General features: G+C 58.0%; 33 protein-coding genes. 6 read left to right on the top strand and 27 right to left on the bottom strand.

Annotation, left to right across the window (positions count from 1 at the left end; all coding sequences use genetic code 11):
* Window positions 1-35: 35 nt before the first annotated feature.
* The 7 genes from H8S11_RS11805 to H8S11_RS11775 all read right to left on the bottom strand — a co-directional run bounded on the left by H8S11_RS11805 (window position 36) and on the right by H8S11_RS11775 (window position 3,729).
* Window positions 36-518, bottom strand: a complete 483-nt coding sequence (locus H8S11_RS11805) for a hypothetical protein (RefSeq protein ID WP_186853261.1) — start codon at window positions 516-518, stop codon at window positions 36-38.
* A 76-nt stretch (window positions 519-594) separates the two neighbouring features.
* Window positions 595-966 (bottom strand): hypothetical protein, encoded by a 372-nt coding sequence (locus H8S11_RS11800; protein WP_186853260.1) that lies wholly within the window; start codon window positions 964-966, stop codon window positions 595-597.
* The gene (locus H8S11_RS11795; protein ID WP_186853259.1) at window positions 963-1,184 is read right to left on the bottom strand and encodes a helix-turn-helix domain-containing protein; all 222 of its coding nucleotides are present in this window, start codon (window positions 1,182-1,184) and stop codon (window positions 963-965) included. The genes H8S11_RS11800 and H8S11_RS11795 overlap by 4 nt, the downstream gene beginning before the upstream one ends.
* Window positions 1,185-1,196: 12 nt before the next feature.
* Window positions 1,197-1,787, bottom strand: coding sequence for a DUF2975 domain-containing protein (locus H8S11_RS11790; protein ID WP_147571959.1), 591 nt, complete (start codon window positions 1,785-1,787; stop codon window positions 1,197-1,199).
* 119 nt (window positions 1,788-1,906) lie between these two features.
* Complete coding sequence (locus H8S11_RS11785) at window positions 1,907-2,479, bottom strand: M48 family metallopeptidase (protein ID WP_186853258.1); 573 nt, start codon at window positions 2,477-2,479, stop codon at window positions 1,907-1,909.
* A 139-nt stretch (window positions 2,480-2,618) separates the two neighbouring features.
* The gene (locus H8S11_RS11780) at window positions 2,619-3,221 is read right to left on the bottom strand and encodes a hypothetical protein (protein WP_186853257.1); all 603 of its coding nucleotides are present in this window, start codon (window positions 3,219-3,221) and stop codon (window positions 2,619-2,621) included.
* On the bottom strand, window positions 3,202-3,729 hold the full coding sequence (locus tag H8S11_RS11775) for an RNA polymerase sigma factor (protein ID WP_186853256.1): 528 nt from the start codon (window positions 3,727-3,729) through the stop codon (window positions 3,202-3,204). The genes H8S11_RS11780 and H8S11_RS11775 overlap by 20 nt, the downstream gene beginning before the upstream one ends.
* A gap of 166 nt (window positions 3,730-3,895) precedes the next feature.
* Between H8S11_RS11775 and H8S11_RS11770 the strand changes: the two genes are divergently transcribed.
* Both H8S11_RS11770 and H8S11_RS11765 read left to right on the top strand, forming a co-directional pair.
* Window positions 3,896-5,086, top strand: coding sequence for a nucleoside recognition domain-containing protein (locus H8S11_RS11770; protein ID WP_366461178.1), 1,191 nt, complete (start codon window positions 3,896-3,898; stop codon window positions 5,084-5,086).
* A gap of 32 nt (window positions 5,087-5,118) precedes the next feature.
* A complete protein-coding gene (locus H8S11_RS11765; protein WP_147571964.1) occupies window positions 5,119-5,331 on the top strand; it encodes a hypothetical protein in 213 nt (70 codons plus the stop codon).
* A gap of 93 nt (window positions 5,332-5,424) precedes the next feature.
* Here H8S11_RS11765 and gltA read toward each other — a convergent pair whose 3' ends face one another.
* From gltA to H8S11_RS11715, 11 genes are all read right to left on the bottom strand, one after another.
* Window positions 5,425-6,810, bottom strand: coding sequence for an NADPH-dependent glutamate synthase (gene gltA, locus H8S11_RS11760; RefSeq protein WP_186853255.1), 1,386 nt, complete (start codon window positions 6,808-6,810; stop codon window positions 5,425-5,427).
* Window positions 6,803-7,651, bottom strand: coding sequence for a sulfide/dihydroorotate dehydrogenase-like FAD/NAD-binding protein (locus H8S11_RS11755; RefSeq protein WP_147571965.1), 849 nt, complete (start codon window positions 7,649-7,651; stop codon window positions 6,803-6,805). The genes gltA and H8S11_RS11755 overlap by 8 nt, the downstream gene beginning before the upstream one ends.
* A gap of 82 nt (window positions 7,652-7,733) precedes the next feature.
* Complete coding sequence (locus tag H8S11_RS11750; protein ID WP_243201043.1) at window positions 7,734-9,737, bottom strand: bifunctional metallophosphatase/5'-nucleotidase; 2,004 nt, start codon at window positions 9,735-9,737, stop codon at window positions 7,734-7,736.
* 147 nt (window positions 9,738-9,884) lie between these two features.
* Window positions 9,885-10,886 (bottom strand): asparaginase, encoded by a 1,002-nt coding sequence (locus H8S11_RS11745; protein ID WP_186853253.1) that lies wholly within the window; start codon window positions 10,884-10,886, stop codon window positions 9,885-9,887.
* Between the two features lie 6 nt (window positions 10,887-10,892).
* Window positions 10,893-11,645 carry a 4Fe-4S binding protein gene (locus H8S11_RS11740; protein WP_186853252.1) on the bottom strand — a complete coding sequence of 251 codons (753 nt, stop codon included), beginning with the start codon at window positions 11,643-11,645 and terminating at the stop codon, window positions 10,893-10,895.
* A gap of 39 nt (window positions 11,646-11,684) precedes the next feature.
* Entirely contained in the window at window positions 11,685-12,542 is an 858-nt protein-coding gene (rfbA, locus tag H8S11_RS11735) for a glucose-1-phosphate thymidylyltransferase RfbA (protein ID WP_147571969.1), read from the bottom strand.
* Window positions 12,543-12,705: 163 nt separating this feature from the next.
* Window positions 12,706-14,679: a pyruvate carboxylase subunit B gene (locus H8S11_RS11730; RefSeq protein WP_186853251.1), complete on the bottom strand. Its 1,974-nt coding sequence runs from the start codon at window positions 14,677-14,679 to the stop codon at window positions 12,706-12,708.
* 310 nt (window positions 14,680-14,989) lie between these two features.
* Window positions 14,990-15,121, bottom strand: coding sequence for a hypothetical protein (locus tag H8S11_RS14105; protein WP_262670409.1), 132 nt, complete (start codon window positions 15,119-15,121; stop codon window positions 14,990-14,992).
* A gap of 506 nt (window positions 15,122-15,627) precedes the next feature.
* Complete coding sequence (locus tag H8S11_RS11725) at window positions 15,628-15,885, bottom strand: spore coat protein (RefSeq protein ID WP_147571971.1); 258 nt, start codon at window positions 15,883-15,885, stop codon at window positions 15,628-15,630.
* Window positions 15,886-15,898: 13 nt separating this feature from the next.
* Entirely contained in the window at window positions 15,899-16,084 is a 186-nt protein-coding gene (locus tag H8S11_RS11720; protein ID WP_147571972.1) for a spore coat protein, read from the bottom strand.
* A 56-nt stretch (window positions 16,085-16,140) separates the two neighbouring features.
* Window positions 16,141-16,680, bottom strand: a complete 540-nt coding sequence (locus tag H8S11_RS11715; protein WP_147571973.1) for a hypothetical protein — start codon at window positions 16,678-16,680, stop codon at window positions 16,141-16,143.
* 159 nt (window positions 16,681-16,839) lie between these two features.
* On the opposite strand from H8S11_RS11715, the gene H8S11_RS11710 reads away from it, so the two are divergent.
* The 4 genes from H8S11_RS11710 to tsf all read left to right on the top strand — a co-directional run bounded on the left by H8S11_RS11710 (window position 16,840) and on the right by tsf (window position 20,814).
* Complete coding sequence (locus tag H8S11_RS11710) at window positions 16,840-17,148, top strand: rhodanese-like domain-containing protein (protein WP_186853250.1); 309 nt, start codon at window positions 16,840-16,842, stop codon at window positions 17,146-17,148.
* A gap of 15 nt (window positions 17,149-17,163) precedes the next feature.
* Entirely contained in the window at window positions 17,164-18,870 is a 1,707-nt protein-coding gene (locus tag H8S11_RS11705) for an FAD-dependent oxidoreductase (protein WP_186853249.1), read from the top strand.
* Window positions 18,871-19,048: 178 nt separating this feature from the next.
* Complete coding sequence (gene rpsB, locus H8S11_RS11700; protein ID WP_186853248.1) at window positions 19,049-19,777, top strand: 30S ribosomal protein S2; 729 nt, start codon at window positions 19,049-19,051, stop codon at window positions 19,775-19,777.
* A 116-nt stretch (window positions 19,778-19,893) separates the two neighbouring features.
* The gene (tsf, locus tag H8S11_RS11695) at window positions 19,894-20,814 is read left to right on the top strand and encodes a translation elongation factor Ts (protein WP_147571977.1); all 921 of its coding nucleotides are present in this window, start codon (window positions 19,894-19,896) and stop codon (window positions 20,812-20,814) included.
* Between the two features lie 118 nt (window positions 20,815-20,932).
* Here tsf and H8S11_RS11690 read toward each other — a convergent pair whose 3' ends face one another.
* The 9 genes from H8S11_RS11690 to H8S11_RS11650 all read right to left on the bottom strand — a co-directional run bounded on the left by H8S11_RS11690 (window position 20,933) and on the right by H8S11_RS11650 (window position 26,155).
* Window positions 20,933-21,307: an Asp23/Gls24 family envelope stress response protein gene (locus H8S11_RS11690; protein ID WP_147571978.1), complete on the bottom strand. Its 375-nt coding sequence runs from the start codon at window positions 21,305-21,307 to the stop codon at window positions 20,933-20,935.
* A gap of 135 nt (window positions 21,308-21,442) precedes the next feature.
* Complete coding sequence (locus tag H8S11_RS11685; protein WP_147571979.1) at window positions 21,443-22,048, bottom strand: SpoIIIAH-like family protein; 606 nt, start codon at window positions 22,046-22,048, stop codon at window positions 21,443-21,445.
* 22 nt (window positions 22,049-22,070) lie between these two features.
* Window positions 22,071-22,583 carry a SpoIIIAG-related protein gene (locus tag H8S11_RS11680; protein WP_147571980.1) on the bottom strand — a complete coding sequence of 171 codons (513 nt, stop codon included), beginning with the start codon at window positions 22,581-22,583 and terminating at the stop codon, window positions 22,071-22,073.
* Entirely contained in the window at window positions 22,580-23,077 is a 498-nt protein-coding gene (locus H8S11_RS11675) for a stage III sporulation protein AF (RefSeq protein ID WP_186853247.1), read from the bottom strand. Before H8S11_RS11675 ends, H8S11_RS11680 begins: the two co-directional genes overlap by 4 nt.
* The gene (locus H8S11_RS11670) at window positions 23,074-24,135 is read right to left on the bottom strand and encodes a stage III sporulation protein AE (RefSeq protein WP_186853246.1); all 1,062 of its coding nucleotides are present in this window, start codon (window positions 24,133-24,135) and stop codon (window positions 23,074-23,076) included. Before H8S11_RS11670 ends, H8S11_RS11675 begins: the two co-directional genes overlap by 4 nt.
* Complete coding sequence (locus H8S11_RS11665; RefSeq protein ID WP_147571983.1) at window positions 24,132-24,521, bottom strand: SpoIIIAC/SpoIIIAD family protein; 390 nt, start codon at window positions 24,519-24,521, stop codon at window positions 24,132-24,134. Before H8S11_RS11665 ends, H8S11_RS11670 begins: the two co-directional genes overlap by 4 nt.
* 1 nt (window position 24,522) lies before the next feature.
* Complete coding sequence (gene spoIIIAC / locus H8S11_RS11660) at window positions 24,523-24,717, bottom strand: stage III sporulation protein AC (protein ID WP_147571984.1); 195 nt, start codon at window positions 24,715-24,717, stop codon at window positions 24,523-24,525.
* Window positions 24,718-24,742: 25 nt separating this feature from the next.
* Entirely contained in the window at window positions 24,743-25,252 is a 510-nt protein-coding gene (locus tag H8S11_RS11655) for a stage III sporulation protein AB (RefSeq protein ID WP_147571985.1), read from the bottom strand.
* Window positions 25,253-26,155, bottom strand: a complete 903-nt coding sequence (locus tag H8S11_RS11650; protein ID WP_243201042.1) for a stage III sporulation protein AB — start codon at window positions 26,153-26,155, stop codon at window positions 25,253-25,255. It abuts the gene before it with no gap.
* Window positions 26,156-26,262: the final 107 nt, after the last annotated feature.

Raw genomic sequence — 26,262 nt, 5'->3', positions numbered from 1 at the left:
CTTCCCTTGTCTTCAACGCTTTTTCCTCCAAAATCCTAGAAGTCTGTTTCCAGTACATACAGCCTTCCCTGTTCCGTATCCATCAGAGCAAAGGTGCAGTTTTGCAGCACCGGGTTAAACTCACACTTTTTTCCATATTGCTCCTGAAACCTGTCCCGGTAAAACCAGAAGCCCCGTGGCTCCTCCGGCAGAGGGGGTATCTGTTCGCCGTTTTGCCGCCATGCCGCCCGAAACTGCTCCCACAGCTCCGGCTCTATGGGGCTCTCCCTCCAGCGCTGGGAGATATCGTCAATCAGCCCCTCCGCCTTATCGGGATCTGAACACTCCACCAAAACTGTGAGCACCCCGTCGCCGTGGAATCCTCCGTGGCTGTCTTCATAGGTAATTGCCGCTCCTGCAGGCAGGTCGATCCCCAGTTGTTTTTCCAGATGTCTCTCCATTCCGGAGCCGCCCAGCCATCCCGTAAGAATACCGCACAGCAGCACCGCCAGCGGTAAAATGATTAAAAGCCGTTTCATATTGCCTCCAAATTTTCCTTCCATCCGGTCTTGAAACCCTCCTTTCCCCATAGGTCCAGCCGTGCTTTTTCAGGCCTCAGTCCACATAGATCCTGCTCTCCGTTACAGCCCCGTCCTCCAGATAGACAAACAGGTAGCCCCATCCCAACCCGTAGCTCCCGATGGGATAGGCCAAAAGCTCCCGCGCCTCCGGGCCGCCGGGGGTCAGCCTCTCCTCCCGCTGGTCCCCATCGGTGTCCGGTCCCAGCAGGGACACCACCTCTTCCTGGGACATCCCCTTCAAGCCGCCGTACTGAGTCAGCAGGTCGTCTACAATGTGGTGGCGCTCACCGGGCCGGGCTGCCCATCGCTCTGGAGTAAATTGACTCCGCTGCCACCACCAACCCAGAAATATCAGGGCCAGCGCCAGAAATAGCGCCAGCTTTTTGTGCCTTTTGATCCAGCTCATGGCTCCCCCTCCCCGTCAGGGACAAACTCCAGAATGTCCCCCGGCTGGCAGTCCAGGGCGGCACAGATGGCCTCCAGCGTAGAAAAACGGATGGCCCTCGCCTTGTTGTTCTTTAAAATGGACAGGTTCGCCATCGTGATATCCACCCGCTGGGCCAACTCCCCCAGGGACATCTTTCTTCTGGCCATCATCACATCTAAATTGACTACAATCTTCACAGACCCGCCCCCTCAAATTGTCAGGTCCTGGTCCTCCTTCAGCTCCGCCGCCTGGCGAAACAGGGCGGACATAACCAGGAACAGCAGCCCGCCCATCAGGAAGATGGGGATGAACAGGGTGTTATAGGTATAAATAGGAGCCGTGTTTTTCAACCATATCAGCTCCCCGATCAGCCGCACCGCCGCCATCCCGGTGATAATCCAGCAGCAGACCGCCGCCCGCCTCATACTGCGGGCGTTGGCCATCTGGAACGGCATTCCCTCCAGAACGGTATTGAGTATCCCTTTGGCTTGCTTGAGAATCACAAAGCAGCACACACCGCAAATCAGCAAAAAAAGGGTGTACAGGGCGCAGACCGTATCCTGCCAGACCTCTCCCCAGCCGGCCAGAGCCACAAAAATTATGGGAATCACTATGTCGTCCTCGCCATACGGCTGAATCCGAAGCAGATGGAGCACCCGCTCTTCCAGAAACAGATGTAGCTCGTCCGCTGAAGTCACCAGCCAAGGGACGAACAACAGCGCAATTACATTCAGCACCATCATACCAACGACCAGCATTTTCAGAACGCCTGCCAGCTTCTGTACCCCTGTCTTTTCCATGGAAGATTCCCCCTTTGCTACCCTAGCCTAGCACGGCAAAAACCGATTGTCAATATATTTTTATTGTTTTTCGATAAATTTTAAAGTTTAAATGTCCGGCACAGTACCGTGCCGGACCCTCATCCCGCGGTTTCAAGTGCACCGCTGTATTTTTTCAGTTCCTGCCGCCGCCGTCGCCAGTCCGGCATGAGTGTATCCATCCGGGCATAAAAGCCGGGCCCGTGATCGTGGTGAAGAAAGTGGACCAGCTCATGAAGCGCCACATAGTCCCTCAGCCCTTCTGGGCACCGGGCCAGAGCCACATTCAGGGTGATATACCCCTGGCTCCAGTGGCAGTTGCCCCACTGGCTTCTCATCTTCCGCAGCTTCAACAGAGGGCGTGCCACTCCAAGTCCCTCTACCAGAGGATAAACCCGGCCAACAGCATCTTCCAGCAAACGGAGGCACTCTTCTCTATCAGGGCCAGGGAGCAAAGGAACAGTTCGATCCGCCATACGAGCTCGCACATCCATAATCCAGCCGCCCTTTTGAGCAATCAGGTGGTCAGCCTGCTCCAGAGGACAGTGTGTGGGGATGGATAAAACTACCGTGCCATCTCGCCGAATGTGAAGATTCAAGTTTTTTACCCGCTTCTTCACCAGAAGGTATGTAATTGGACCCAAAGGCGTGTCCACCACCCGGTATCGCTCCATTGAGTTCCCTCCCTTTTCACTTGCACTGGCATAGAATCAGAATAGGCCCAGCACCTGTGGTGAAGGGCCTATTTTTATTCTATCAGGGCCTGGAAGAAAAAGCAAGGCGGCCAGCTCATACGCTGTTCTGCCCGTTTCTTTACTCGGTAATACCCAGTTGAGCTCTGGCGTTGACCAGCCAAGCCGGTTCTTTCTCACCACTGCCAGTCATGCTGTCATACACCTCAGCAGCACTCATGCCATCGGCGGCCTCCCACCGTTCCATCCAGCCGCAACGCTCAGGCTCACCTCCCACTACGACGACAGTACGGTTTCCCTCGTCGTCCTCTGAGCTATAAATATATGGAGTGCTCTCGTTGATCCGGTCTGTAATGTCTATATGCTGGCCATCAGCTACAAACCACAGCCTGCCAGCCTCCCAAGACACCACAAGAGGGGTACCCGCCTCGTCATACCCTGTGGATAGCGAGATACTCGCATAGTTTTCTCCAATACTTAACTGGCCGCCGGACATCAGGGTATAGATCTGCTCTCCGTAGGCCCAGCCCACCAGCGCCAAACAGGCCGCAAGTGCCGCGGCAACCAACCCGGTCCGCCGCGCTGTATGGCGTTTTCCCTGTACAGCAGTTATCACTCTTTTCTTAATCAGATCCACATCCACTTCATGTTCCTCCTCCGGTATAAACTCCGTATCCGTGTATTGCTCCATAAGCTCAGAAATCTCAATTTTCCATTGGTTCATAACCAACCTCCTGTAAAAATCTCTTCAACCTCTCTCTGCCCCGACGCAGCCTCGTCTTGGCGGTAGACAAGTTGAGTTCCATCTCTTCCGCCGCTCTTGCCACCGTCTGGCCATAGTAGTAGTGACGCACAAATAGTTCCCGGTCCTGCTGGTCCAAGCTGCCAAGAGCCAGGGATAGTGTTGACCGCAGCTCCCTGTACTCCGCTTCACTCTGGGGGAGGTCCGACTGCAGTAGTAGGATATCCTCCTCTAGGGGCAGGTCCTCTCGATGACCTCGCCGGCGGTTGAACGCCCGGTTTCGTGCTACTGTGGACAGCCACCCCTTCACCTGCCCTGGCCGGAGCTTTTTCCGGTTGTCCCAGGCGGCCAGAAACACGTCGCCCGCCAGTTCCTCCCATTCCTCTGGGCGGCCGGGTAGAATACGGGCCGCCACCCCACAGACATAGGGAGCATAGCAGTCTATCAGGGCCTCCAGCGCGGCTGGGTCTCCCCGGTTCAGTCTGAGCACGATCTCTTCCTCCAGAATATTTCCCCCCTCCTTTCTGTTGAAACGCGCTTCAACTATCATAACACCGCAGGGTCTGGTTTGGTTTCATCTCCACCCCTCGATTTGAAACATTTTTTTCAGGACAGGCATCCTTCTCCCCTTTCAGCCATATGCTTTGTTCCGGGAGGTGATAGTTTTGGGTCGGATTTTGGGCAAGCAAAGGTACAGGGACATTCTGCTCGGTCTGGGGCTGCTCCTTTCCGCCGCCGCCCTTGTGGTATGGCCACAGCAGTCCATGGGGGCCATGAAGGATGGACTGAAGCTGTGCGCCAATGTCATCGTCCCCTCCTTGTTTCCATTCTTCGTTTTGTCCTCCTTAGTAGTAGAACTTGGAATGTCCCGCTATCTTGGCAGGCTTCTGGAGCCAGTCATGGCCCCTCTGTTTCGGGTCAATGGCAGTTGCGCTACCGCCCTAGCCCTGGGGTTTGTGGGCGGCTACCCTGTGGGGGCCAGAACAGCCATCAGCCTGTATGAGAATGGCCAGTGCTCCAAAACGGAGGCGGAACGAATGCTGGCCTTCTGCAACAACTGCGGTCCGGCCTTTATTCTGGGAGTGGTGGGCACTGGAATCTTTGGCAGCGGCCGAGCGGGACTCATGCTCTATTTCGCGCATCTGGCCGCCTCCCTTCTCATTGGGTTACTCTTCCGATTCTACCGGTCGGAGGAAGGTCCCCGCCGTTGGAGGCAGGCTGGGCCACAATTTCAGGCCACCAGTTTTCCCGCCGCCTTTACCCGTTCTGTCACCGGGGCACTTCAGTCCACCCTCAACATCTGCGCTTTCATCCTTTTCTTTACGGTTGCCATTCGTATCTTCACCTTTTCCGGTCTTATGTCTACCTCATCCGCTCTTTTGTCCACCCTTCTCTCCCCCTTTGGCCTGTCCCAACAGTGGGCCCAGAAGCTGCTCACTGGACTGCTGGAGATGTCCTCCGGTGTGTCCTCCCTCACGGATGGGGCCCTGACCGGCCGGCTATCCATGGCCGCCTTCATGCTGGGCTGGGCAGGAGTGTCTGTCCACTGCCAGGTCATGGCCTTTCTGGGGGACAGCGGCCTGTCCCTGCGCACCTATGTGGCCGGGAAGCTGCTCCACGGCGCTCTGTCCGCCGCCCTCATAGGCGGGCTGCTCTGGTTCTTTCCCCAGGAAATATCCGTCGCCTCCTACCTGGTGGAACAGACCGAGGCCATTGCTACCCTGGACTTCCACCGTGCTCTCACCATTTCGGCCGCCTGGGCCTGGGGGATGTGGCTGGTCTTTTTTGCCCTGGCTCTGTATGTGCTAAAAAAAAGCAGTGGAAAAAGGGGAAAATCTGTATTATAATATGGGCAAGATGAAAAAAGGAGCGGCCCGCCATGAATTTGTTTCAAAAGAAAATCGAGCCCAGATGCGCCTACTGCGCCCACGGCCGCACGCTGAACGAGGACCAGGTGGCCTGTCCCAAGCGGGGAATTATGTCCCCCAGCTCACACTGCCGTTCATTTCAGTATGACCCCCTTCGTCGGGTTCCTCCCCGCCCCACCAAACTGGCCACCTCGGTACTCACGGATGAGGATTTTAAGTTGTAAGCGCCCTTTCTCTCCCGTCTGTTCCAAACAAGAAAAGGACCCGGCGCTGTCGAATGACAGCGCCGGGTCCTTTTTTCTGTCTGCTGGGCCCGATCAGCCCTTGCTCTTGATGTACTGGTCGATGGACTTGGCGGCACTCTTGCCCGCCCCCATCGCAAGGATGACCGTTGCGGCACCAGTAGCGGCGTCACCGCCGGCAAAGATGCCGGTGCAGGAGGTACAGCCGTTCTCGTCCGCCGCCACACAGCCCTTTCTGGTTTTTTCCAGACCGGGAGTATCCCCATAGCTCATCTGGTTGGCCTGGGTGCCCAGGGCCATAATGACCGCGTCCACTTCCATCTTAAACTCGCTGCCCTCGATGACCACAGGGCGGCGGCGGCCGGAGGCATCAGGCTCGCCCAGCTCCATCTTGACACAGGTGATGGACTGGACATGGCCCTTCTCATCTCCCTCAATGGACACAGGGTTGGTGAGCAGGTCAAATACGATGCCCTCCTCCTTAGCGTGGTGGACCTCTTCGGCACGGGCTGGGAGCTCCGCCTCAGAGCGACGGTATACGATATGGACATCGGCTCCCAGGCGCTTGGCGCACCGGGCGGCGTCCATGGCCACGTTGCCGCCGCCCACCACAGCCACCTTCTTGCTGTGAAGGATGGGTGTCTCGGCATCGGGCTTATATGCCTTCATCAGGTTGATACGGGTCAGGTACTCATTGGCGGAGTACACACCCACCAGGGACTCTCCAGGGATCTTCATAAACATAGGCAATCCGGCGCCGGAGCCGATAAAAACAGCCTCATAGCCCATGTCGAACAGTTCCGTAATGGTCAATACCTTGCCGATCACCATATTTAGCTCGATGTCTACCCCCATCTTCTGGAGGTTCTCCACCTCACGCTTCACGATGGCCTTGGGCAGACGGAACTCGGGGATGCCGTAGCTGAGAACACCTCCAGGGGTGTGGAAGGCCTCGAACACGGACACGTCATAGCCCATGCGGGCCAGCTCACCAGCACAGGTCAGGCCGGCAGGGCCGGAACCAATGACCGCCACCTTGTGTCCATTCTTGGGTGCGGTGGCCACATTGGCGATGCCATTGGCGGCAGCCCAGTCGGCCACAAACCGCTCGATGCGGCCGATAGACACGGGCTCACCCTTGATGCCACGGATACACTTGCCTTCGCACTGGGTCTCCTGGGGGCACACCCGGCCGGAGATGGCAGGCAGGGCATTGGCGTCGGACAGAAGCTGATAGGCGGCTGCCAGGTCTCCCTCGGCCACCTTAGCGATAAAGTCAGGAATGGGAATGCCCACCGGGCAGCCACTGACACAGGGCTTATTCTTACAGTTCAGGCACCGCTGTGCCTCGTTCTGAGCCTGCTCCATGGTGTAGCCCAGAGCCACCTCCTGGAAATTGGCGTTGCGGACATTGGGTTCCTGCTCCGGCATCGGAGTCTTGTTCATCTGCATATTAGCCATTCATGGCACCTCCTCCCAGGCGGCAGAGATGCTTCTCCTTCGCCTTGGCCTCATGTTCCTTATAAGTGGCGTTGCGGGCGATAACTTCATCAAAATCAACCTTATGGCCATCAAAGTCGGGGCCATCCACACAGGCGAATTTCACTTCGCCGCCCACAGTGAGCCGGCAGCCGCCGCACATCCCGGTACCATCGATCATGATGGGGTTCATGCTGACGGTAGTAGGGATGCCGTACTTTTCTGTCAGCTTGCAGGCAAATTTCATCATCATCAGGGGGCCAATGGCGAATACATGGTCAAATTTGACCCCGCTGTTGATGAGCTCCTCCAGCTTTCCGGTGACGAAACCGTGGTAGCCGTAGGTGCCGTCGTCGGTGCAGATGTGCAGGTCAGTACAGGCCTGGCTCATCTCCTCCTCTAGAATGACGATATCCTTAGTCTTAAAGCCGCCGATCAGGTCCACCTGGTTCCCGGCCTCATGGAGCGCTCGGGCCACAGGCAGTGCGATGGCACAGCCCAGTCCGCCGCCCAGAACGGCTACACGGCCCAGGTCCTCTACCTCAGTAGGCTGTCCCAGAGGGCCCACAAAGTCGTGGAGGCAGTCGCCCTCGTTCAGCTCGTCCAAAGCCAAAGTCGTGCCGCCGATCTTCTGGTAAATGACGGTGATGAGCCCATCCACCGCACTGGAGATGGTCAGAGGAATACGCTCCCCCTCCTCATCCACGCGCAGGATAATGAACTGACCAGCCTTTGCTTTTGCGGCTACCAGCGGCGCGTACACCGAGATCTGGCCGATCTCTGGTGTCAGCGTCTTTTTCTTTGCGATCTCATACTTCTTCACTGCGGATCCTCCTTGTTGAATTGTTTACCGGGATCCCCCCGGCGCCCAAACTCCTTATTTTACGCGGCCCCTGCCGCGGGGATCACATCATTCTTCTCCAACGGTGCCCACGCCCACCATAGCGTCGGTTTCTCTGGCGCCGCGCTGCCCAGCGGACCAAAACGACCACCAGGGCAGCGACCAGGATCAGCACCAGCAGCGCCACCAGTGTGATCCAGTTAGGACGTTTCAGCAGCTCGACCGGATTCCAGCTTTGGCTGACATCCTTCCGCCCATCCGGGCCTGAATAGCGTTCAGGCAATCCATCCTCTGCGAAGGACTGTAGATAGGCCGCCAGAGCGTACCACTCCTTTACCTCATTCCCATACTGGTCGTAAATGATACGCTGGGTGAAGTCGGTGACAGGCTGGCCGTTCTCGTCCTTGGGCTCAATCGATAGCAACCCAAAAGATCGTTCCTGGATGGTACCCAGCATCTGGGCCGAGTACATCCCGGTGACTACCCGGTAGAGTTGGTCGTCGTCTATCTCTGTGTATTCACGCTCCTGCCGTGTCACGGAGAAGCCCATGTCTTCCGCCGAAGTCCCGCCTCCCAGGACCGGTGCTTTCTCAGTCCGGCTTTTATCCTGGTATATGCGCGCCTCAGTCACCCGGTTGAAGAACATCCGGTGGGTGTTGAAGGAATATTCCATTCCAGCCATATAGAGCTGGGCAACCGGCATGATGGGGGTGACGGAAGCGTCCACCTCCGCGACCGCTTTCAGCTCTTTCCCGGTAAGATAACAGGACACCAGGGGATAACCTGAGGTCCCGTCCGCTCCCACGCCCATGGACAGCACATCAAAAGCCATAGAGGTGGTGACCTCTCCGGCGTACAGTGGGGCACGGAGGACCCCGTCGGCCGTAACAGTCACTACAGGCCCATCCGGTACGTCGGCCTCTAAATTCTCCACCGCCCACAGGAAGGAATCCGCTACCAACTCACCTAAGGCGTTTCCAGTTTGTATGCCGGGCTCTGGGGCCGTGAGGTCAAAGTCTAGAGTGGTAAGCACCTGGTCATAAGACAAACCATACCGGGACAGATAGCCGCCCTCCACCAGCCCCTTCCACTCCTCCACTAGAGCCGATATCTCCCCGTCCTCTGGCATCGTCTCGTCGATGGGGATCAGCCGGTAATCGGCCAGCTCCTTTCCTTCCGCTGACCAATTCAGAGTGATGGAGCCCAAATTCTCACAATAAGGACCGGAGGATACGATATAGGTGTCCCCAACCACCAGCGGCTCTTTCAAAGTGGTATGGGTATGGCCAGAGATGATAAGGTCAATACCCTCCACCTCTTCGGCCAGCCGCTCATCCTCAGACAGCTTCTTTTTTTCGTTGGTCCCACTGTGGGACAGGCAAATAATGAACTCCGCCCCCTGGCTCTTCAGGGCATCCACGCACCGCCGGGCATTTTCCTCCACATCGCCCAGAACAAAGCCAGAGGCGGGGGCACATGCGGCGGAATTTTCTCCCATCAATCCGAAAATGCCATAGGTCACGCCACCCCGCTCCAGCAGCATATAATCCTGAACTCCGTATGCCGCCATGGCGCGCTGGATATTGAGCTGATCCGGATTTTCAGGAGACGGCTTGTAATTTGACATGAGCAGCGCCGGCGAGGGTCCCCCACTGAGGACCACCGCGTTAAGCATCTGAGCAAAGCCCGTCCCCTCGTGGTCAAACTCGTGGTTGCCGGCGGTAGCGGCATCATAACCCAGGGCACCCATGGTCCGTAATTCCGCTCCCTGAGTGGTGTACATCGTCTGGATCAGGGACCCGATGGAGAAATCCCCTCCGTCCAGTACCAGAGCATTAGGATAGTTCTCCCGCTCCCGGTCCAGGGCAGTCTTCAGCCGGGCATAGCCCCCCGATTCCCCTCCCGTTCCATCCGCCTGGGGCAGAAAATGGGAGTGGAGATCGTGGGTAAACAGAACTGTGGTAGTATTGACCTGGGACGCATCCTCCGCCCCCGCCTGGACCGGCGCCAGCGGAAGGATGAGCAGCAGGATCAGCACCAAAGTCGAGAAACGGCGGAAAAAGCCCAAGCCGGCACCTCCAACTGATACAGATATTTTGCCATATCTAGCTGATTTTTGGATTCTCATATCTTGCTATTTTCTTGTCGAATAATCACATTTTTTGCAATTTTTAACGAAAAATGCGCAAGATTTCCGTCAAAATTTGATATTTATTTAACAAATCAGGTCATGGCACACCGGCCGATAAAACAGGGCTCTGACCCCCTCCGGACTCTGCGTTTGGCCCAGCACCCACATAAGCTTGGCGGTGGCCCCCTCTAACGTCATGTTATATGCCTCCAGCAGTTGGAACTTCTCCTTGACCTGCTGGCCCACCTGATAGACCGCCATATCGCTGCCCTCATAGGGCACCTGGGTCATCATCACGATGGTCCTCCCAGCGTCGAGCCACTCTCCAATAGCCTGGGCCAGTGGGCCGCTCTCCCCGCCCGGCAGTCCGCCCACCCCAAAGGACTGGAGGATGACCGCCTGGTAGCTGTCCCTCAGCCGCCGCAGCCCCTCCGCTCCCATGCCGGGAATCAAGGTAAGCAGCAATACCCGCTCCTCCAGCTTGTCATAGAAGGTGGGCTTCGCCCCATCCATATACTGTTTTGGCGCCAGGTAGCGGATCAGCTTGCCATCTCGGATAACGCCAATCTCCGGATAATCCACGCTGGAAAAGGCGTTATAGCTCTTGGTCCGCTCCTTCCGGGCCCGAGTGCCTAGGATGACTTTTCCATCAAAGACCAGACTGACATCGTGGGAATCATCATCCGCCGCATAGAGGAAGCTGTTATACAGGTTCATCCGGGCATCAGTGTCGTGCAGACAAATGGATTTTTGGGAGCCTGTGATAACGATAGGCTTGGGGGAAGCCTGGATCAGATAGGATAGCGCGGCGGCAGTGTAGGCCATGGTATCGGTGCCATGTGTGATCACAAAACCGTCATACCGGTCGTATCGCTCCCGGATGGCGCCGGCCATCTCCAGCCAATGGGCAGGACCAACATTCGTGCTGTCCAGGTTCATGAGTTGGACAGCCTCCACCCGGCACAGGCTGCCCAGACTGGGGACATAGCTCAATATCTCCTCTGAGGTAATGGCAGGACTCAACCCCCGCCCGCTCTCCTTGGACGCGATGGTGCCGCCGGTGGCCAGCATGAGGATATGCTTCATCGGCTCTCAGCCCTCCCCATCCAGAAATATCTCCACCGGACGCCGCTGAGAAAATTTCTCCGTCAGTCGGCTGGCCAGGGCCGAACTGTTATACCCAAGCGCCCCCACGGGACACCGGGCCGCGCAGGCCATACAACTGATACATTTGGACATATCCCATAGCAGTGTCTGCTGGTCCATGGCCCCTGTTGGGCAGACCTGGGCGCAAAAACCGCAGCCCAGACAGATATCCCAATCCCGGTCCTTCTTCACTGGAACGGCGGGCCTGGGTACGGGCTCTGGATCTCCTGGAACGTCAGCCTCTGCCCAGCTCAGTTGATCCAGCTTCTCCCTAACTCCCCTGGCAAACTCCGTCAAAACAGCCATATCTTCTTCATCAGGCCGGCCCGCTCCAAGGGTAGGGGCAAAGATGTGGGGCGTGACGACAGCCGCCCCGCCTACACATCGGAACCCCTGTGCCCCCATCCGCCGCTTCATCTGGGCCAGCGTATCGTCATAGTGTCGGTTCCCGTAGGCGGCTACTATGACACAGGGAGTGTTTTCTCCCCTAAGTCCATCCAGCAGTCCGGGGATAGCAGGCATCTGCCCGGCATACACCGGCAGGCCGAGCACCAGCAGCTCGTCCGGTCCATAGTGGGCGGCGCTCCGTTCCCGGCCGCCCAGGTCCAGCAGCTCTGCGGGGCCAAACAGGCCGCAAATCAGCTCCACAGCCCGCCGGGTCCCTCCGGACGGGCTGAAATACGCGCCTTTTACCTTCATGATATCCTCTATCCTCCCCAAAAACAGTCCGCTTTTTCCTTACAGGCACTGTAAATATTTCCCATACAGAGTCATGGAGAGCTCGCTGCCAATAGTATGGACCTGCTCCTCTGTGATCCAGCCCTCGTAAAGGCCCAGTTCCTCCAGACAGCCTACATAGCGCCCAGTGGTATCCTGGATATTGCGGATGGTCTGTCCCGCCTCCAAAAGGCTGTCGGCGGTACCGGCGTCCAGCCAGGTAAAGTTCTTTTCCAAAGGGATGACCTGAAGTTCCCCCCGGTGGAGATATTCCAGATTCACATCGGTAATCTCCAACTCTCCCCTAGCGGACGGCTTCAGGTGGCGAGCGATCTCCATAACCTGGTGGTCGTAGAAATAGAGCCCCGGTACAATGTAGTTGCTCTTAGGATAGCGAGGTTTTTCCTCAATGGAAATCGCCCTGCCGTCCTTGTCAAACTCCACTACACCAAACGGGCGGGGATCTTCTACCCAATAGCCGAAGACAGTGGCACCCCGGTCGTTGGCAGCCGCCCGCTTCAAAGTGGCCGCCAATGTGGGGGCATAGAAGATGTTGTCCCCCAGCACTAGGCAGACGCGGTCGTTCCCCACAAAACTCTGGCCAATCAGCAGCGCGTCGGCGATACCCCGGGCCACCGGCTGTTCCGCAAAGGAGATACGGGTTCCATACTGACTGCCATCTCCCAGCAGGGCCTCAAAGGTCTCAATCTCTCCGGGAGGCACAATAACCAAAATGTCAGAGATGCCTGCCTGCATCAAAATGGCGATTGGATAATAGATCAGAGGCTTGTCATAGACCGGCAGCAGGGGCTTGCACACCGGCTTAGTCATGGGATAAAGGCGGGTCCCCTTCCCCGCCGCTAGAACGATACCTTTCATTTCTGTGCCTCCTTGCCTGTCCGCAGGACAAAATGTCCATACAGCTTTTCTTATTTTACCACGAAAACAGCGCCTTTTTCAAGCCAGAAATCCGTTAACTGCCAGCAAGCAAAAACTGGGTGAGAAGCCTTGCTTCTCACCCAGTTCCTATTCTTTTAACCGGTCAGCCAAGGACGACCAGCAGGTCATCCGTATTGACGGCGGTTCCTACCGCAGCAGAAACAGCCTTGACCGTGCCATCCGCAGGTGCGGAAACCTCAATTTCCATCTTCATGGCCTCCAGAACCACCAGGACATCGCCTGCCTTCACGGACTGGCCCACAGAGCACTCCACCTTAAAAATGTTGCCAGGCATGGGGCTCTTGACTGCCGTCTCACCGGCGGCCACGGCGGCGGCAGGAGCCGCAGCGGGAGCAGGCGCTGGGGCGGGAGCGGGAGCGGCGGCAGGAGCAGCCACAGGGGCGGCCGCGGGAGCAGCAATCACAGGGGCAGCCGCCACAGGCGCGGCGGGAGCAGCCCCGTCAGCTCGCTCAACGGCCACCTGGAAGGGCTTGCCGTCGATGGTGATGGTAAAGGTTCCGGTGCAGTCGCCGCCCTGAGCGCCCATTACCAGGTGGGGGGGCTGATAGGAAGCAGCGAAGGGCTCGATGGGGCGGGCAGTATAGCCATGGCCCGCGGGAGCGGACACGCCGGTGTAGTACACATGACCCTGCCAGGCAGGCAGGGGGGGCAGTTCGGGGGCCTTGGCGGCAACGGGAGCGGCCGCCTTCTTGGGCTCCTCCTTCTTGGGGAAGCCAGCCTCCCGGTCCTTGAAGAAGGCCATGGCCACCTGAGGGAAGGCGATGTAGGACAACACATCCTCATCGCTCTTGGCGGTGGCGCCCAGCTCCGCCTTGGTCTTCTCAAAGACGGGCTCCAGGGTGTCAGCATAGCGCCCTTCCACCAACGGGGTATCGCCCAGGATCTTCTTCTGGATCTCTGGATCAATGGGGGCGGGTGTACGACCGTACTCACCGCGGCAATATGCCTTGATCTCCTTGCCTACCACCTTATAGCGCTCGCCGGCCAGAACGTTCTGCACAGCCTGAGAACCCACCATCTGGCTGGTAGGGGTAACCAGAGGAGGATAACCCAGATCCTTACGGACCTTGGGCGTCTCGGCCAAAGCCTCGTCCAGCTTGTCAATGGCGTTCATCATCTTCAGCTGAGAGATGAGGTTAGACAGCATACCGCCGGGGATCTGATAGTTCAGACACTGGGTATCGGTAGCCATCGAGATGGGGTCCAGAGTGCCGTCCTTCAGGAAGTCAGCCCGGACATTTTTGAAAAAGTCAGCCATCTTGATCAGCACCTTGTCGTCCAGATCCACCTGGAAGCCCATTTCCCGCAGAGCATAGGCCATGGTCTCGGTAGCAGGCTGGGAGGTACCGCCGGACATGGGGGAGATTGCGCAGTCCAACACATCGGCGCCCGCCTCAACACACTTCATATAGGTCATGAAGGCCAAGCCGGTGGTACAGTGGGTATGGATGACAACAGGCATATCCGGTTCGGCGTCCTTGATGGCAGACACCAGATTATAAGCCTCCTGGGGTCCCATAATACCGGACATATCCTTGATACAGATGGAGGAAGCACCCATATTCTTCAGATCCTTCACCATGCCCACAAAAGTGTCCTGGGTGTGGACCGGGCTGGTGGTGTAAGAGATGGTACCGGAGGCATGGGCCCCCTGCTTGACGGCCTCGTCGATGGCGACCTCCAGATTACGCACGTCGTTCAGGGCGTCGAAAATACGGATGATGTCGATACCGTTTTTGACTGAGTACTCCACAAACTTACGAACTACGTCGTCCGGGTAATGCTTATAGCCCAGGATATTCTGACCACGCAGCAGCATCTGCAGCTTGGTGTTGGGCATCTTGGCACGGATCTTACGCAGCCGCTCCCAGGGGTCCTCCTGCAGGTAGCGCAGGCAGACGTCAAAGGTAGCGCCGCCCCAGACCTCAGCGGAGTAGAAGCCAGCCTTGTCCATAGTCTCCAGGATGGGCTCGAACTTGCTGTAAGGCAGCCGAGTGGCGATCAGGGACTGGTTGGCGTCACGCAGTACGGTCTCCGTAATATTTACTTTTCTCATGTTGATCGACCTCCGTATTGCTTTTTTTGCGCGGTACAAAATCAAAAAATCATCGCGCGGCACAATTTCAGCCGCCATCTAAAAAACGCTTACCGCTATTTTAGTATAATTTTTCCCATAAAGCAAGACCTCAATCAAGAATTATTCTGCGTTTTTCACTCCCTCTCCCTCTATCCGGGGGCGCTCTTTCCAGATGTATCGCTTCCTCTTACTTTTTAACAAAGAGCAGAAAAAGCCGCAGCATGGTCTTTTCAAACCTGCTGCGGCCTTCTGCCGCTTGTTCCCCGCGGCATGGGGATGCACTCCCCGGTCACCGATCACTGCACGAATCACCATCCTCATAGGAGTGATATCTGTCATACTCAAAGATTAAGTCATCCACGTCCACGTCGGCACGGACACGGGACCAGATATTGTTCACTTCACGCTTAGGCATCGTCATGCGGACACCTCCTTCCTTGTTTCTAAAATTAGGTATAAAAATACCACCGCCTGCGCCGCAAACGATGGAGCCAACATTCCAATATGTTGTGGATGCACGGACTGTCAGGTCCAATATCCGCGCACAGAATGTCGCCATCGCTTGCAGCTATAGGAGCCGCCCTGAGTTACATAATGATTTCGCTGATTCATTCCGCACGCCTCCTCTCTCATTCGTATCGCCGCCAGCATGAAAATGCCCGCAGACTGACAGCCAACTTTGAATATTTCCAAAGCTTCGGCCGTTTCCGCGGGATGGCTAACGTATAGAATTGACTTTATACCGTACCAAAATAAAATCCAATTTCTTCGTTTTTGCCAGAACCAACAGGCTCTCCCCGCGGCAGCATCCTCCGCTGGTGATATTATTGTAAACCTAGACAGCCCGTTTGTCAATCCTTTTTTGCAGGATTTTTCTGGTCAATCTGCAAGAGGGAGGGACTGTGCTTAGTCCCTCCCTCCGCTTCCTTATACGGTGGGCTGTTGGTTTGAATACTTGGTGTAAGCTTGGCTAATCTTATCCTGGGGCGCCTGTTCGGGGCTGTACCAGCCCTTGCTCTGGGCTGTGGTGAACAGCTGGGTCTGGGTCTGGTGGCTCTGGTTAATCAGCTTGAGGAACTCATCCCGCAAGGGGACGCTCACGCACTCAGAGGCAAAAATACCGTAGTTCAGGGACATTTTCTTCTCACTATTCAGAAAATCTGTAATGCGTTCCTGGTCGTTCATACTCTCGTCCTCCTTAGTGCAGATACTTCAGCAGGCAGGTGTAATTCTGCTGGTGCTGGCCAGCCAGGTTCTGGAAGCAGGTCTTCAGCTCCTGGTCGGTTGTTTCCTGGACGGCGGTCTGGTACTTGCTGTACAGCACCCGCTCGAAGTCCAGCTGGTCGGACAGGCCCGCCAGCTCTTTTGTGGTCAGATTGGGCATAGATGTTCCTCCTTTTTCTTGGGGAGATCCCCGTACTGGAAGTTAGTCTGCCCTGTTCATTCCCGATTATGCGGCCTCTTTGGTCTTCCCTCCCCATCAAATTCCCAGACCAGGTGAGGCCCGCCCTCCAGCCGCTCCAGGCGGGCCAGACAAAACAGGGCGTTCATCGGCACCGGCGCATTTGTACGGAAGGGCGCGGCCAGCCAGAATCCTTCCCGCCCCCTTCGGCATGGCATAGGGGAGCGAAGCTGCCCTCGGAGCACCGGGTCGGACACCAGCCGGTCCGGATGCTGTTCACAGTACCACCGCCCTCCCCTCTCCTCAGAAAAGGTAAAGGCCAGCGGCGCTTCGACCCGGAAGTCGGGCCAACAGCCTGCCCGCTCCAGTTCTCCAACGCTCAAGGTACGGCTCAATCGCAGGCGGTCTCCCTCAGGAACCAGGGTTCCCAGCAGCAGCTTTCCACCCCGGTCGCCGTGGAGCCATACCTTATATAGTCCCCTTCCATCAGATGGGCGCTCCGCCTCCAGCCGTACTCTAGGCCCCTCCTGACGAAGGAGCAGCGTCCCACCGCCGACCATTTCCATTCTCTGCTCCACTTGCGATGCCCCCTCTCCCTTTAGTCTATGCGGAAGGGGAAAGATTTTCTTCCCTTTCTCCTGTTTTTCAGTGATTTTTGTCCATACGGTGACCTTGTCACAGAATTTTTTCCCACACCGGGATAAATTATATTCAATAAGTTCTAGGGAGGCGTTTCCATGGGACCCTTTGATTTTTTTCTGCCGGGCAGGCGGCTTGCCAAACAACTGACCCAGTTAGACCAGTTGTCTGACCCCCTTCTGGTGGACGTCCGCACTCCGGAGGAGTTTCGTTCCGGCCATCTGCCTGGGGCCATTAATCTGCCCTTAGACCAGTTAGGGGCCGTCCCCCTTCCAAAAGGCCGGCCTGTCTTTGTCTACTGCCACAGTGGGGCCAGAAGCGCCCAGGCCTGCTCCACGCTCCGGGCCATGGGCTGCCAGGCATCTAATCTCGGCGGGCTTGCGGGTTACCGCGGCCCCTTGGAATAAGAGAGGAGTTTTATTATGAAAGTTGTAATCATCGGCGGTGTGGCCGGCGGGGCCACCGCCGCCGCCCGGCTCCGCAGGCTGGACGAGACCGCGGAAATCGTGATCCTGGAGCGCACAGGCTATGTATCCTATGCCAACTGTGGCCTTCCTTATTATGTAGGAGGGGTCATCCGAGCCCAGGACGCCCTTACCCTTCAAACGCCGGAGAGCTTTCGCGCCCGGTTCAACATCGATGTACGGGTGGGCCACCAGGCTCTGGCCATCCACCAGGAGAGCCATACCATCACAGTCCTGGATTTGGCCAGCGGCACACAATATGTGGAAGGCTATGACAAGCTTATCCTCTCTCCCGGCGCGCGGGCGGTCAAGCCCGATCTGCCGGGCGTAGACGACTGCCGAGTATTCACTCTGCGCACAGTGGAGGACACCCTGCGCATCCGGTCTTACATCGAGTCGCACCGTCCCCGTTCCGCTGTGGTGGTCGGGGGTGGTTTCATCGGGCTAGAGGGGGCTGAGAATCTACTCCACGCTGGGGTTGCCACTACTCTACTCCAGCGAAGCGGCCAGGTTCTGCCACCTCTTGACTGGGACATGGCCCAGGAGGTCCACTCCTACCTCCGCGGTCAGGGGCTGGACCTGAGGCTGAACGCCGGAGTGCAGGGTTTCCAGGAGATGGATGGGCAGTTCTACACCCTAGTAAAGGACAGCGCCCCTATCCCCTCTGACCTGGTGCTGCTGGCCATCGGTGTCACTCCAGAATCCGACCTGGCACGAGAGGCTGGTCTGACCCTTGGAGCCAAGGGCGCCATCGTGGTCAATGAGCACATGGTCACCTCTGACCCAGATATCTATGCCGTAGGTGACGCTGTGGAACTGACTCACTTTGTATCCGGCAGCAAGGCCCTGATTGCCCTGGCCGGTCCGGCCAACAGGCAGGGCCGCATCGCCGCCGACCACATCTGTGGCCGGGAGAGCCGCTATGCCGGGGCACAGGGCTCCTCTATCATCAAGCTGTTCCACATGACGGCCGCCTCCACCGGTCTGAACGAAAAGGCCGCCCAGGCCGCTGGCATCCCCTATGATAAGACGGTCACCTACTCCGCCTCCCACGCTACCTATTACCCCGGCGCTGAAAACATGACCATCAAAACCCTGTTTGACCCATCCAGCGGTCGGGTCCTGGGGGCCCAAATCGTAGGCTTCGGCGGTGTGGATAAGAGGATCGATGTGCTAGCCACCGCCATCCGGGCCAGGATGACCGCCGCCGAGCTAACTGAGCTCGATCTCGCCTATGCCCCGCCCTATTCCTCCGCCAAAGATCCGGTCAATATGGCTGGATATGTCATTGAGAACCTCCGGAATGGAGCCATTTCCCAATTCCACTGGTCGGACGTGGAGTCCATTCCAAAGGATGGCTCTGTCACTCTGCTGGATGTGCGCACTCCCCAAGAAGTGGCCGTCCAGGGCCTCATCCGTCCGGACGCTGTCAACATTCCCGTAGATGAGCTGCGGGATCGGATGGGAGAATTGGATCCCTCTAAACCCGTATACGTCAACTGTTACAGCGGACTGCGCAGCTACTTGGCCTGCCGTATGCTTGGCCAGCGCGGTTTCCAGTGCTCCCACCTCTCTGGCGGCTGGCGGTTCTGGTCCTATGTGACGACAGATCGGACCCACGAGGCGGCCCCTACCCACCCGTGCGGAGCAGAAATCGAAGAATAATCTGATTTTTACAGATTTTTTCATTTTTTTGTTGCATAACCATGAAAACCATGGTATACTACCAAGGCATTATGCGTGGGAGTGCGGATCTTTCGCCCGGTGCCCAGCCAGAAGTTGGGTTGGCGGAGGATATGATGCCCCCAGAAGAATTGAACTGAAAAACAGGAGGAAACAAACTATGGCAGTCGTATCTATGAAGCAGCTGCTGGAGGCCGGCGTTCACTTCGGCCACCAGACCCGCCGGTGGAATCCCAAGATGGCCACCTACATCTATACCGAGCGCAACGGTATCTATATCATCGACCTGCAGAAGACTGTGAAGAAGCTGGAGGAGGCCTACAATTTCGTCCGTTCTCTGGGCGAAAAGGGTGAGACTCTGCTGTTCGTGGGCACCAAGAAGCAAGCCCAGGAGGCCATCAAGGAAGAGGCCGGCCGTGTGGGCATGTATTGGGTAAACGCCCGCTGGCTGGGCGGTATGCTGACCAATTTTAAGACTATGCGCGGCCGCGTGGAGCGTCTGAACCAGCTGAAGAAGATGCAGGAGGACGGCACCTTCGATATGCTGCCCAAGAAGGAAGTTATGAAGCACCTGGGCGAGATTGCCAAGCTGGAGAAGTACCTGGGCGGCGTCACCGAAATGAAGAAGCTGCCCGGCGCCCTCTTCGTGGTCGATCCCCGCAAGGAGCGCAACGCCATCAACGAGGCCCGCAAGCTGAACATCCCCATCGTCGCCATCGTGGACACAAACTGCGACCCCGACGAGATTGACTATGTCATCCCCGGCAATGACGACGCGATCCGCGCCATCAAGCTGATCTCCTCTGTCATGGCCAACGCCATCCAGGAGGGCAAGCAGGGCCAGGACCAGGCTCCCGCCGCTGAGGCCGAGGCCACCGCTGCTGAGTAAGCAAACACATTCCATTCGCATCACACAGCGCCCGCCCGCGCGGGCGGGCGCTGTTCTTATTTTGACATACAGCCGGGCCGGTGGGCCGGCTTGAGATAAAATGGAGGTAATTTATTATGGCTATTTCCGCAAAGGACGTACAGAAGCTGCGCGAGATGACCGGCGTGGGCATGATGGACTGCAAGAAGGCCCTGACTGAGTCTGAGGGCGATTTTGACAAGGCCATCGAGTGGCTGCGTGAGAAGGGCCTCGCCGCCCAGACCAAGAAGGCCGGCAAGGTGGCCGCCGAGGGTGTTTCCTACGCTGTTGTTACGGAAAAGGGTGTAGGCGTCATCATCGAGGTCAACTCCCAGACCGACTTTGTGGCCAAGAACGACGTCTTTAAGGATTTCGTTATGGCCCTGGCCGTGGTGGTGGCCGAGGAGGCTCCCGCCGATGTGGAGGCTCTGAAGGCCTGCCGCTATCCCGGCACTGAGCGTACCGTGGCCGATGTCACCGCCGACAAGGTGCTGGCCATTGGCGAGAACATCCAAATCCGCCGCTTCGTCCGCTATGCTGAAGGCGTCAACGTCCCCTATATCCACATGGGCGGAAAGGTCGGTGTGCTGGTCAATCTGGCCGTTGAGGGCATCGAGCCCCAGCAGGTCACTGAGTTGGGCAAGGACATCGCCATGCAGATTTGCGCTATGAACCCCTCTTACCTGGACAAGTCCGACGTTTCCCAGGAGGTGCTGGACAAGGAGAAGGAGATCCAGCTGGCTCTGATGGCCAACGATCCCAAGATGGCCGCCAAGCCCGACAAGGTGAAGGAAGGCATCGTGATGGGCAAGCTGGGCAAGTACTACGAGGAAAACTGCCTGCTGCAGCAGGCCTTTGTCAAGGAGAACAAGATTTCTGTGGAGAAGCATGTAGCCGAGATTGCCAAGCAGCTGGGCGGCAAGATCACTGTCAAGGCTTTCACCCGCTTCGCTACTGGCGAGGGTATCGAAAAGGCCGAGGATGACTTCGCTGCCGAGGTCGCATCCATGGTCAAGTAAGGAGTCTGTGACCTTTAAATGATAGGGGCCCGTGGTATTTACCACGGGCCCCTTCTTTTCCCGGTTTGCCATAAATACGGAAAAGCCTCTGGCATTGCCAGAGGCTTCACAGTTTGATTCAAGCTTTCGGCGGGAATGTGATCCCAGCCACCGACACATTGACCACTGAAACCTCTAAGCCGGTCATCGATTCAATGGCACTCTTGACACCATCCTGGATGGCCCTTCCAATCTCAGGGATGGTGTGTCCATAGCCCATCAGGACGGACAGCTCCACTTCCACTTTATCGTCCTCCATCCTGACATGCACGCCCTTAGCCAGGTTCTTTTTGCCCAGTAGCTCGGCGATATCACTGCCCAGATTGGCGGCCAGACCGCTGACCCCCTCCACATCCAGAGCGGCAGCGGCGGTGATGGCAGCCAGCACCTCCTCGGAGATATGGATATTGCCCAGCTCATCCGAGCGGGAAACGTACTCTTTATTCTCACTCATGGTTTGCCACGCTCCTTAGATCGCAGTTTTCATCAGAGAAGCCGGACGCCCCCAAGCGTCCTCCTTACTTCGTGCTTATTGTAACACAGTTCTCTCCGTTTGACAACTGCGGTCTGAAAACTTTCCCGCGCCTTGTCACTCCACCTCGATAATCTTGATCTGATCGGCGGTAAAACCGGCTGCCTGGTTGACCACGTCCACGATCTTGGCGGTATCTGCCTCCACCAATCCGCCCTCCGGCGCGGAAACAGCCAGCGACAGAGAGTTCTCTCCAATAAAGGCTACACAGTCTGTATAGCCCTTTGCCACCACCAGATTTTCAATTTGAGCTTCCGTCACCGTGTAATCGGCCATGGTCTGAATAGTCTCGTTGACCTGCTCTTTTACCGTTTCATCGGCATCCTCACGGGCGGCGGCGTCCTGAAGAAGGGACAGGGCGCTGTCCCTGGCCTGCTGCCGGTTGAGCCGGGCTGTGGCAAAGTAGTCGCTGGAGGCTGACGCTGTCCCTGTATCACTGGCCGTCCCGCCCACATCGGCGGTCCCGCTTCCATTGGACAGCAGAGGATCCTCTGTCTCTCCGCCTACCATGGTGGACTGGCCCAGCGTCTTGCCCGCCTGGGCCTCCTGCTCATAGTTCCAGTTCAAATAGACCGCCGCGCACACGAATAGGGCAATGGCCGCCACCACCGCATTGCGCTTCCACAGCTGGGACCAGCCGGTCCCCTTCTTACCCGTTCTCATGTCGATTCCTCCCTGATATAAATTAAGTATTTCCCTGACAAATGGATATCCGGTCCGTGCCCAGTCCCGTCAAAGCGGACACTGCCTCCAGCAGCCTCAGCTGGATTCGGGGATCTCCCCCGCCGGGACAGACCACCAGCGCCCCCCGAAACTCCGGAGCCAGTGTTTGGAGAGGGACTACTTCCTGCTGTCCGGAGCCCCGCCCCACGGTAACTGTGGTAGAGGAACCTCCCCCTTCCCGGTCCCGCTCCTGGTCCTGGGCCAATATCTGGCGGCCGTCGCTGTCCAGCGTCAGTACCACCCGGACCTCTCCAGCCCCCTCCACTTGGGAAAGAGCCCGCTCCATCTTCTCCTCGAAGGCCTCCAGATCAAAGCCCTCAGCAGGAGCCTGGGCCCCCTCCTGGCCTTTGTCTCTCTGGCCTGTCGTGGGCAGGGCCATCAGCACCACCCCAAGCCCGATAACCAGCAGCACATATTTATATTTTCCCAGCGCCTCCTTCCACCTCAGAGCCAATTTCGGCCAATCCAGCTTCACGGCAGTTCCCCCTCCTCAACATAAGCCTGCTCCTCCTCCGGGATGCCCAGGTCCTCCTGGATCACCAGGGACAGCCGCTCCCGCTCCCCTTCTGTCAGAAAGCCGGATACTTCCGCCCGCTCCGGTAGGAACAGCCCCTCCTCCCCTGCCCGGCAGGATACCCGGGCGGTGCAGGTCAGTCCAAGTTCTGCCGCCTTGTCCACAATATATGCGGCATATTCCTGCTCTATGATCGTTTTCATCTGCTCATCCACCTGCCGCTCCAATTCCTGTGTTCTATCCTCCAGGCCCAGGTGATATTCCTCCAGCCAACGCTGCCCCCCTTCCAGATCCAGTTGGGCCAGAGGGGCGAGGATGACCGCCAGCAACATCAGGCCGCAGACCAGCCGTCCCACCCGCCTCACTGGTCCGGCGGGCATTAGGCCGTCAGCCAGGGCGCAGAGGACAGAGGCCCCCGTGATAGACAGCAGCCAGCTCCCGACCCCGGCCATCATGGGATCACCGCCATAATAGCAGACACCAAGCTGACCAGCAGCACCAGAGCCGCCGCGCCGGTCATCCCCAGCACTAGGCCGAACGCGCCGCCGATGGCGTCGATCAACTGACTCAGCCTGGGCTGTGCCACAGTGGCGCACAGGGCCGCCGTGGCCTTATAGATCAGGTATTGCAGGGCCAGCCGCAGGAAAGGAGTCAGACAGATGGCCAGCACCACCAACATCCCAACCACCCCAACCGTCCCTTTCAGCACACCCGCCCCGGCCAGCACAGTTTCCGAGGCGTCGGCCAGAATTCCCCCCACCACTGGAATAGCTCTGGAGATAGCCAGCTTGGCCGCTTTGACCGCCGAGGCGTCTACCGTTCCGGCGATAGCTCCGCTGGCGGTCAGATAGCCCACAAAGGCCAGGAGGAAGGCCGTCAACAGGAAAGAAGCGGCCCCCTTCAGCAGCCCCGCCAGTTTTTTCAGTCCGGGATTACCCACCGCCGCATGGGCACAGCTAGCCGCCACGTAGGCATATACCATAGGGATCAGGAGCCGGTCCATGGCGGTGATGAGAAGCTGGGAAAACAGGACTGTGGCTCCCTGTCTGACTGCTCCTCCCGTCACCCCTCCGGTGGCGGCGGTGAGTACAGCCATCACCGGGAGCAGGGTTTCAGAAAAGGTTCCCATCCGGCCGATGGTGTCACGCCCCATCCCGATCATGACTGCCATATCTGTCATGGTAAGTGCGGTGATAGCTAGCGCCCCGGCGATCTCCACCGCCTGGAGTCCCTCACTCTTGCCCTGGGCGGCCCCCTCTGCCATGGCGCACAGCAGGACCACCGCCAGCAGCTTCAGCCCTGTGGCAATGCTGGTCCGGAGCAAGGAGCCGATTTGGTCCAGAGCGTCGGAAAAAAGATTGGACAAGCCCTGGTCCAATCCCCCATCCGCCTCCACGCCGTAGCTCTCCACCTGGTCCCACAGCTCGTCCATTCCCGGCACCTCCGCCTCCTGGGCGAAACAAAGCGGAGCACTCAATAGGAGGGCCAGCAGCAGGATACAAAACTTTTTCATTTTAGCATCTCCGTCATCATCAGTACCACCGCTCGGACGAGCGGCAGGGCCACCACCAGGGCCAGGACTGTTCCAGCCGTCTCCACAAAGGCAGCCACCCCTCCCTCACCGGCTGACTTGCATACCTCCGCGGTCAGACGTGTCAGGATAGACAGGGCCACTGTCTTGACCACTGGCTCCAGCAGCTCCTCCGACAGGCCGGCCAGACTGGTGAGCTCCTCCATCAGGGCCACAACTGCCCCCAAGCCGTCCGCAACCAGGGCGACCATCCACAGCCCGGCCGCCAGGGCCAGCAGCAGAGCCAGCTCAGGGGTGTTTTTCCGCAGGACTACTCCCAGCACCGCAGCCGTGATGGCCCCCGCCGCCACCTTGACCATCAGGTCCATATCAGAGGCGGAACAGGGTCTTTACCATGTCGAACAGGCTGGCGATCTCCTGGACCACCATCATCAGGACCACCACCAGGGCGGCTAAGGTGGTCATCATAGCCTGTTCGTCCCGGCCAGCCCGGCTCAGAACCTGGTTGAGTACCGCCACCACGATCCCAATCGCGGCGATCTTAAAAATTAGATCTACGTCCAATGCGAACCCCTCTTTCGTGTCAAGATCAGATCAGCAGGATGACCAAAAATGCTCCACCCGTCAGCCCAAGGGCCTGACACACCCTGCCCTGCCGCCGGCTCTCTTCCGCATCCTTCTCCCGTTCTTCCTCCAAATGGCGGCGGGCAGCGGAGATACCCTGTATCTGGGCCTGGCTGTCATAGCGCCCAAGCAGCTCGCCCAGGGGATAGAGGCAGGCCCGCCCACTCTCTCCCAGCTCCCTCCGGCGGTCTATCAGAGTGGGCCAGGACCTGGACAGCCCCTCCTGATCCAGATGCTCCAGCGCCTGCCGGAGATCCTGAAAAAGCAGTCTGGCCTGTCCCCTTGTCCGGCCTGACAGGTCATCCACCAGATGGGGCAGGGGGGCTCCCCCCAGCTCCAGCTCCCGTTCCAGCAGTTCCAGTCCCTCCGCCACTTCTCCCATGGCCCTTCCTCTGGCCCGCATCTCCCAGGAGGCGCGAAACCCAATCCAAGCACATCCGGCGGCCAGCAGGGTGGCACCTAAAAGTCTTATCATTCATCCCAACTCCTCTATTTGATAGCTCCTTCCAGCGCCCTCCCGTCGGATGAGGAGCAGCTTTTGAAAGATACCTGCTTCCATCAACGCCCGGTACAGGGGGCGCCGCTCCAGGTCTTCCCGGCTGTTCCCATGGGCCGTGGCCAGCAACGTAACTCCGCAGCCAGCCGCGGTTCTCAGGGCGGCAACATCCTCTGGCGCCGTAATCTCATCTACAGCCAGCACCTGGGGATTCATCGCCCGCATCAGAAGCATAAGCCCCCGCGCCTTTGGACACCCCTCCATTACATCAGTTCTGGAGCCTACATCCAGCTGAGGACAGCCGCTGTAAAGGGCTGCCACTTCCCCACGCTCGTCCATCAAGGATACGCGCCGCGGTTGGCAACCATCTCCGTCCGACACCCGGCGGACTAAGTCCCGGAGGAGCGTAGTCTTTCCGGCCCCCGGCGGAGCCAGAATCAGCGTACTGACTAGCTTCCCGCCTGGGCACAGCCTGCCCAAGACCGGGTCAGAGGCATTCCTCACCTGTCGCGCCACACGGATGACCGCCGAGGAAAGCTGCCGCAAGCTGTGAATTTCTCCCTCCCGCAGAACAGCGGTGCCACACAGGCCGATCCGATGCCCCCCTTCCACCGTCAAGTATCCTCGTCTGAGTTGGTCCAGTACGGCATGAACCGAGGCCCTGCTGGCAATCTCCACCAGCTGCTCCAGCTCACCCGCTCGCACCGGTTCCCCGCCTAGCGGCCTCTCTCCCTCTGGAAATACCGCCGACATGGGCTGTCCCACCCGGAGCCGCAGTTCCTCCGCTCGGCATTGATCTTGGAGCGGGAGGGAGAATGCCTCCTGCCGCAGCCTGGGCGGCAGAACGCCCACAACCTGCCGATATGCCTGTTCTCGTATCATTTGTTCCATTCTTTTCCACCGACCTTTGCCTTATCCTATGAGGACAGGCCCTGGGATATGACCAGTAAAATATTTTCCTCTCTCATCCTAGGGACTCTCAAGCTGCA

This window comes from Flintibacter hominis (genome assembly GCF_014287965.1).
In the GTDB taxonomy this organism is placed as follows: Bacteria; Bacillota; Clostridia; order Oscillospirales; family Oscillospiraceae; genus Lawsonibacter; species Lawsonibacter aceti.
The sequence above is the reverse complement of the archived record's forward strand: the minus strand, read 5'-3'. Positions and strand labels throughout refer to the sequence as shown.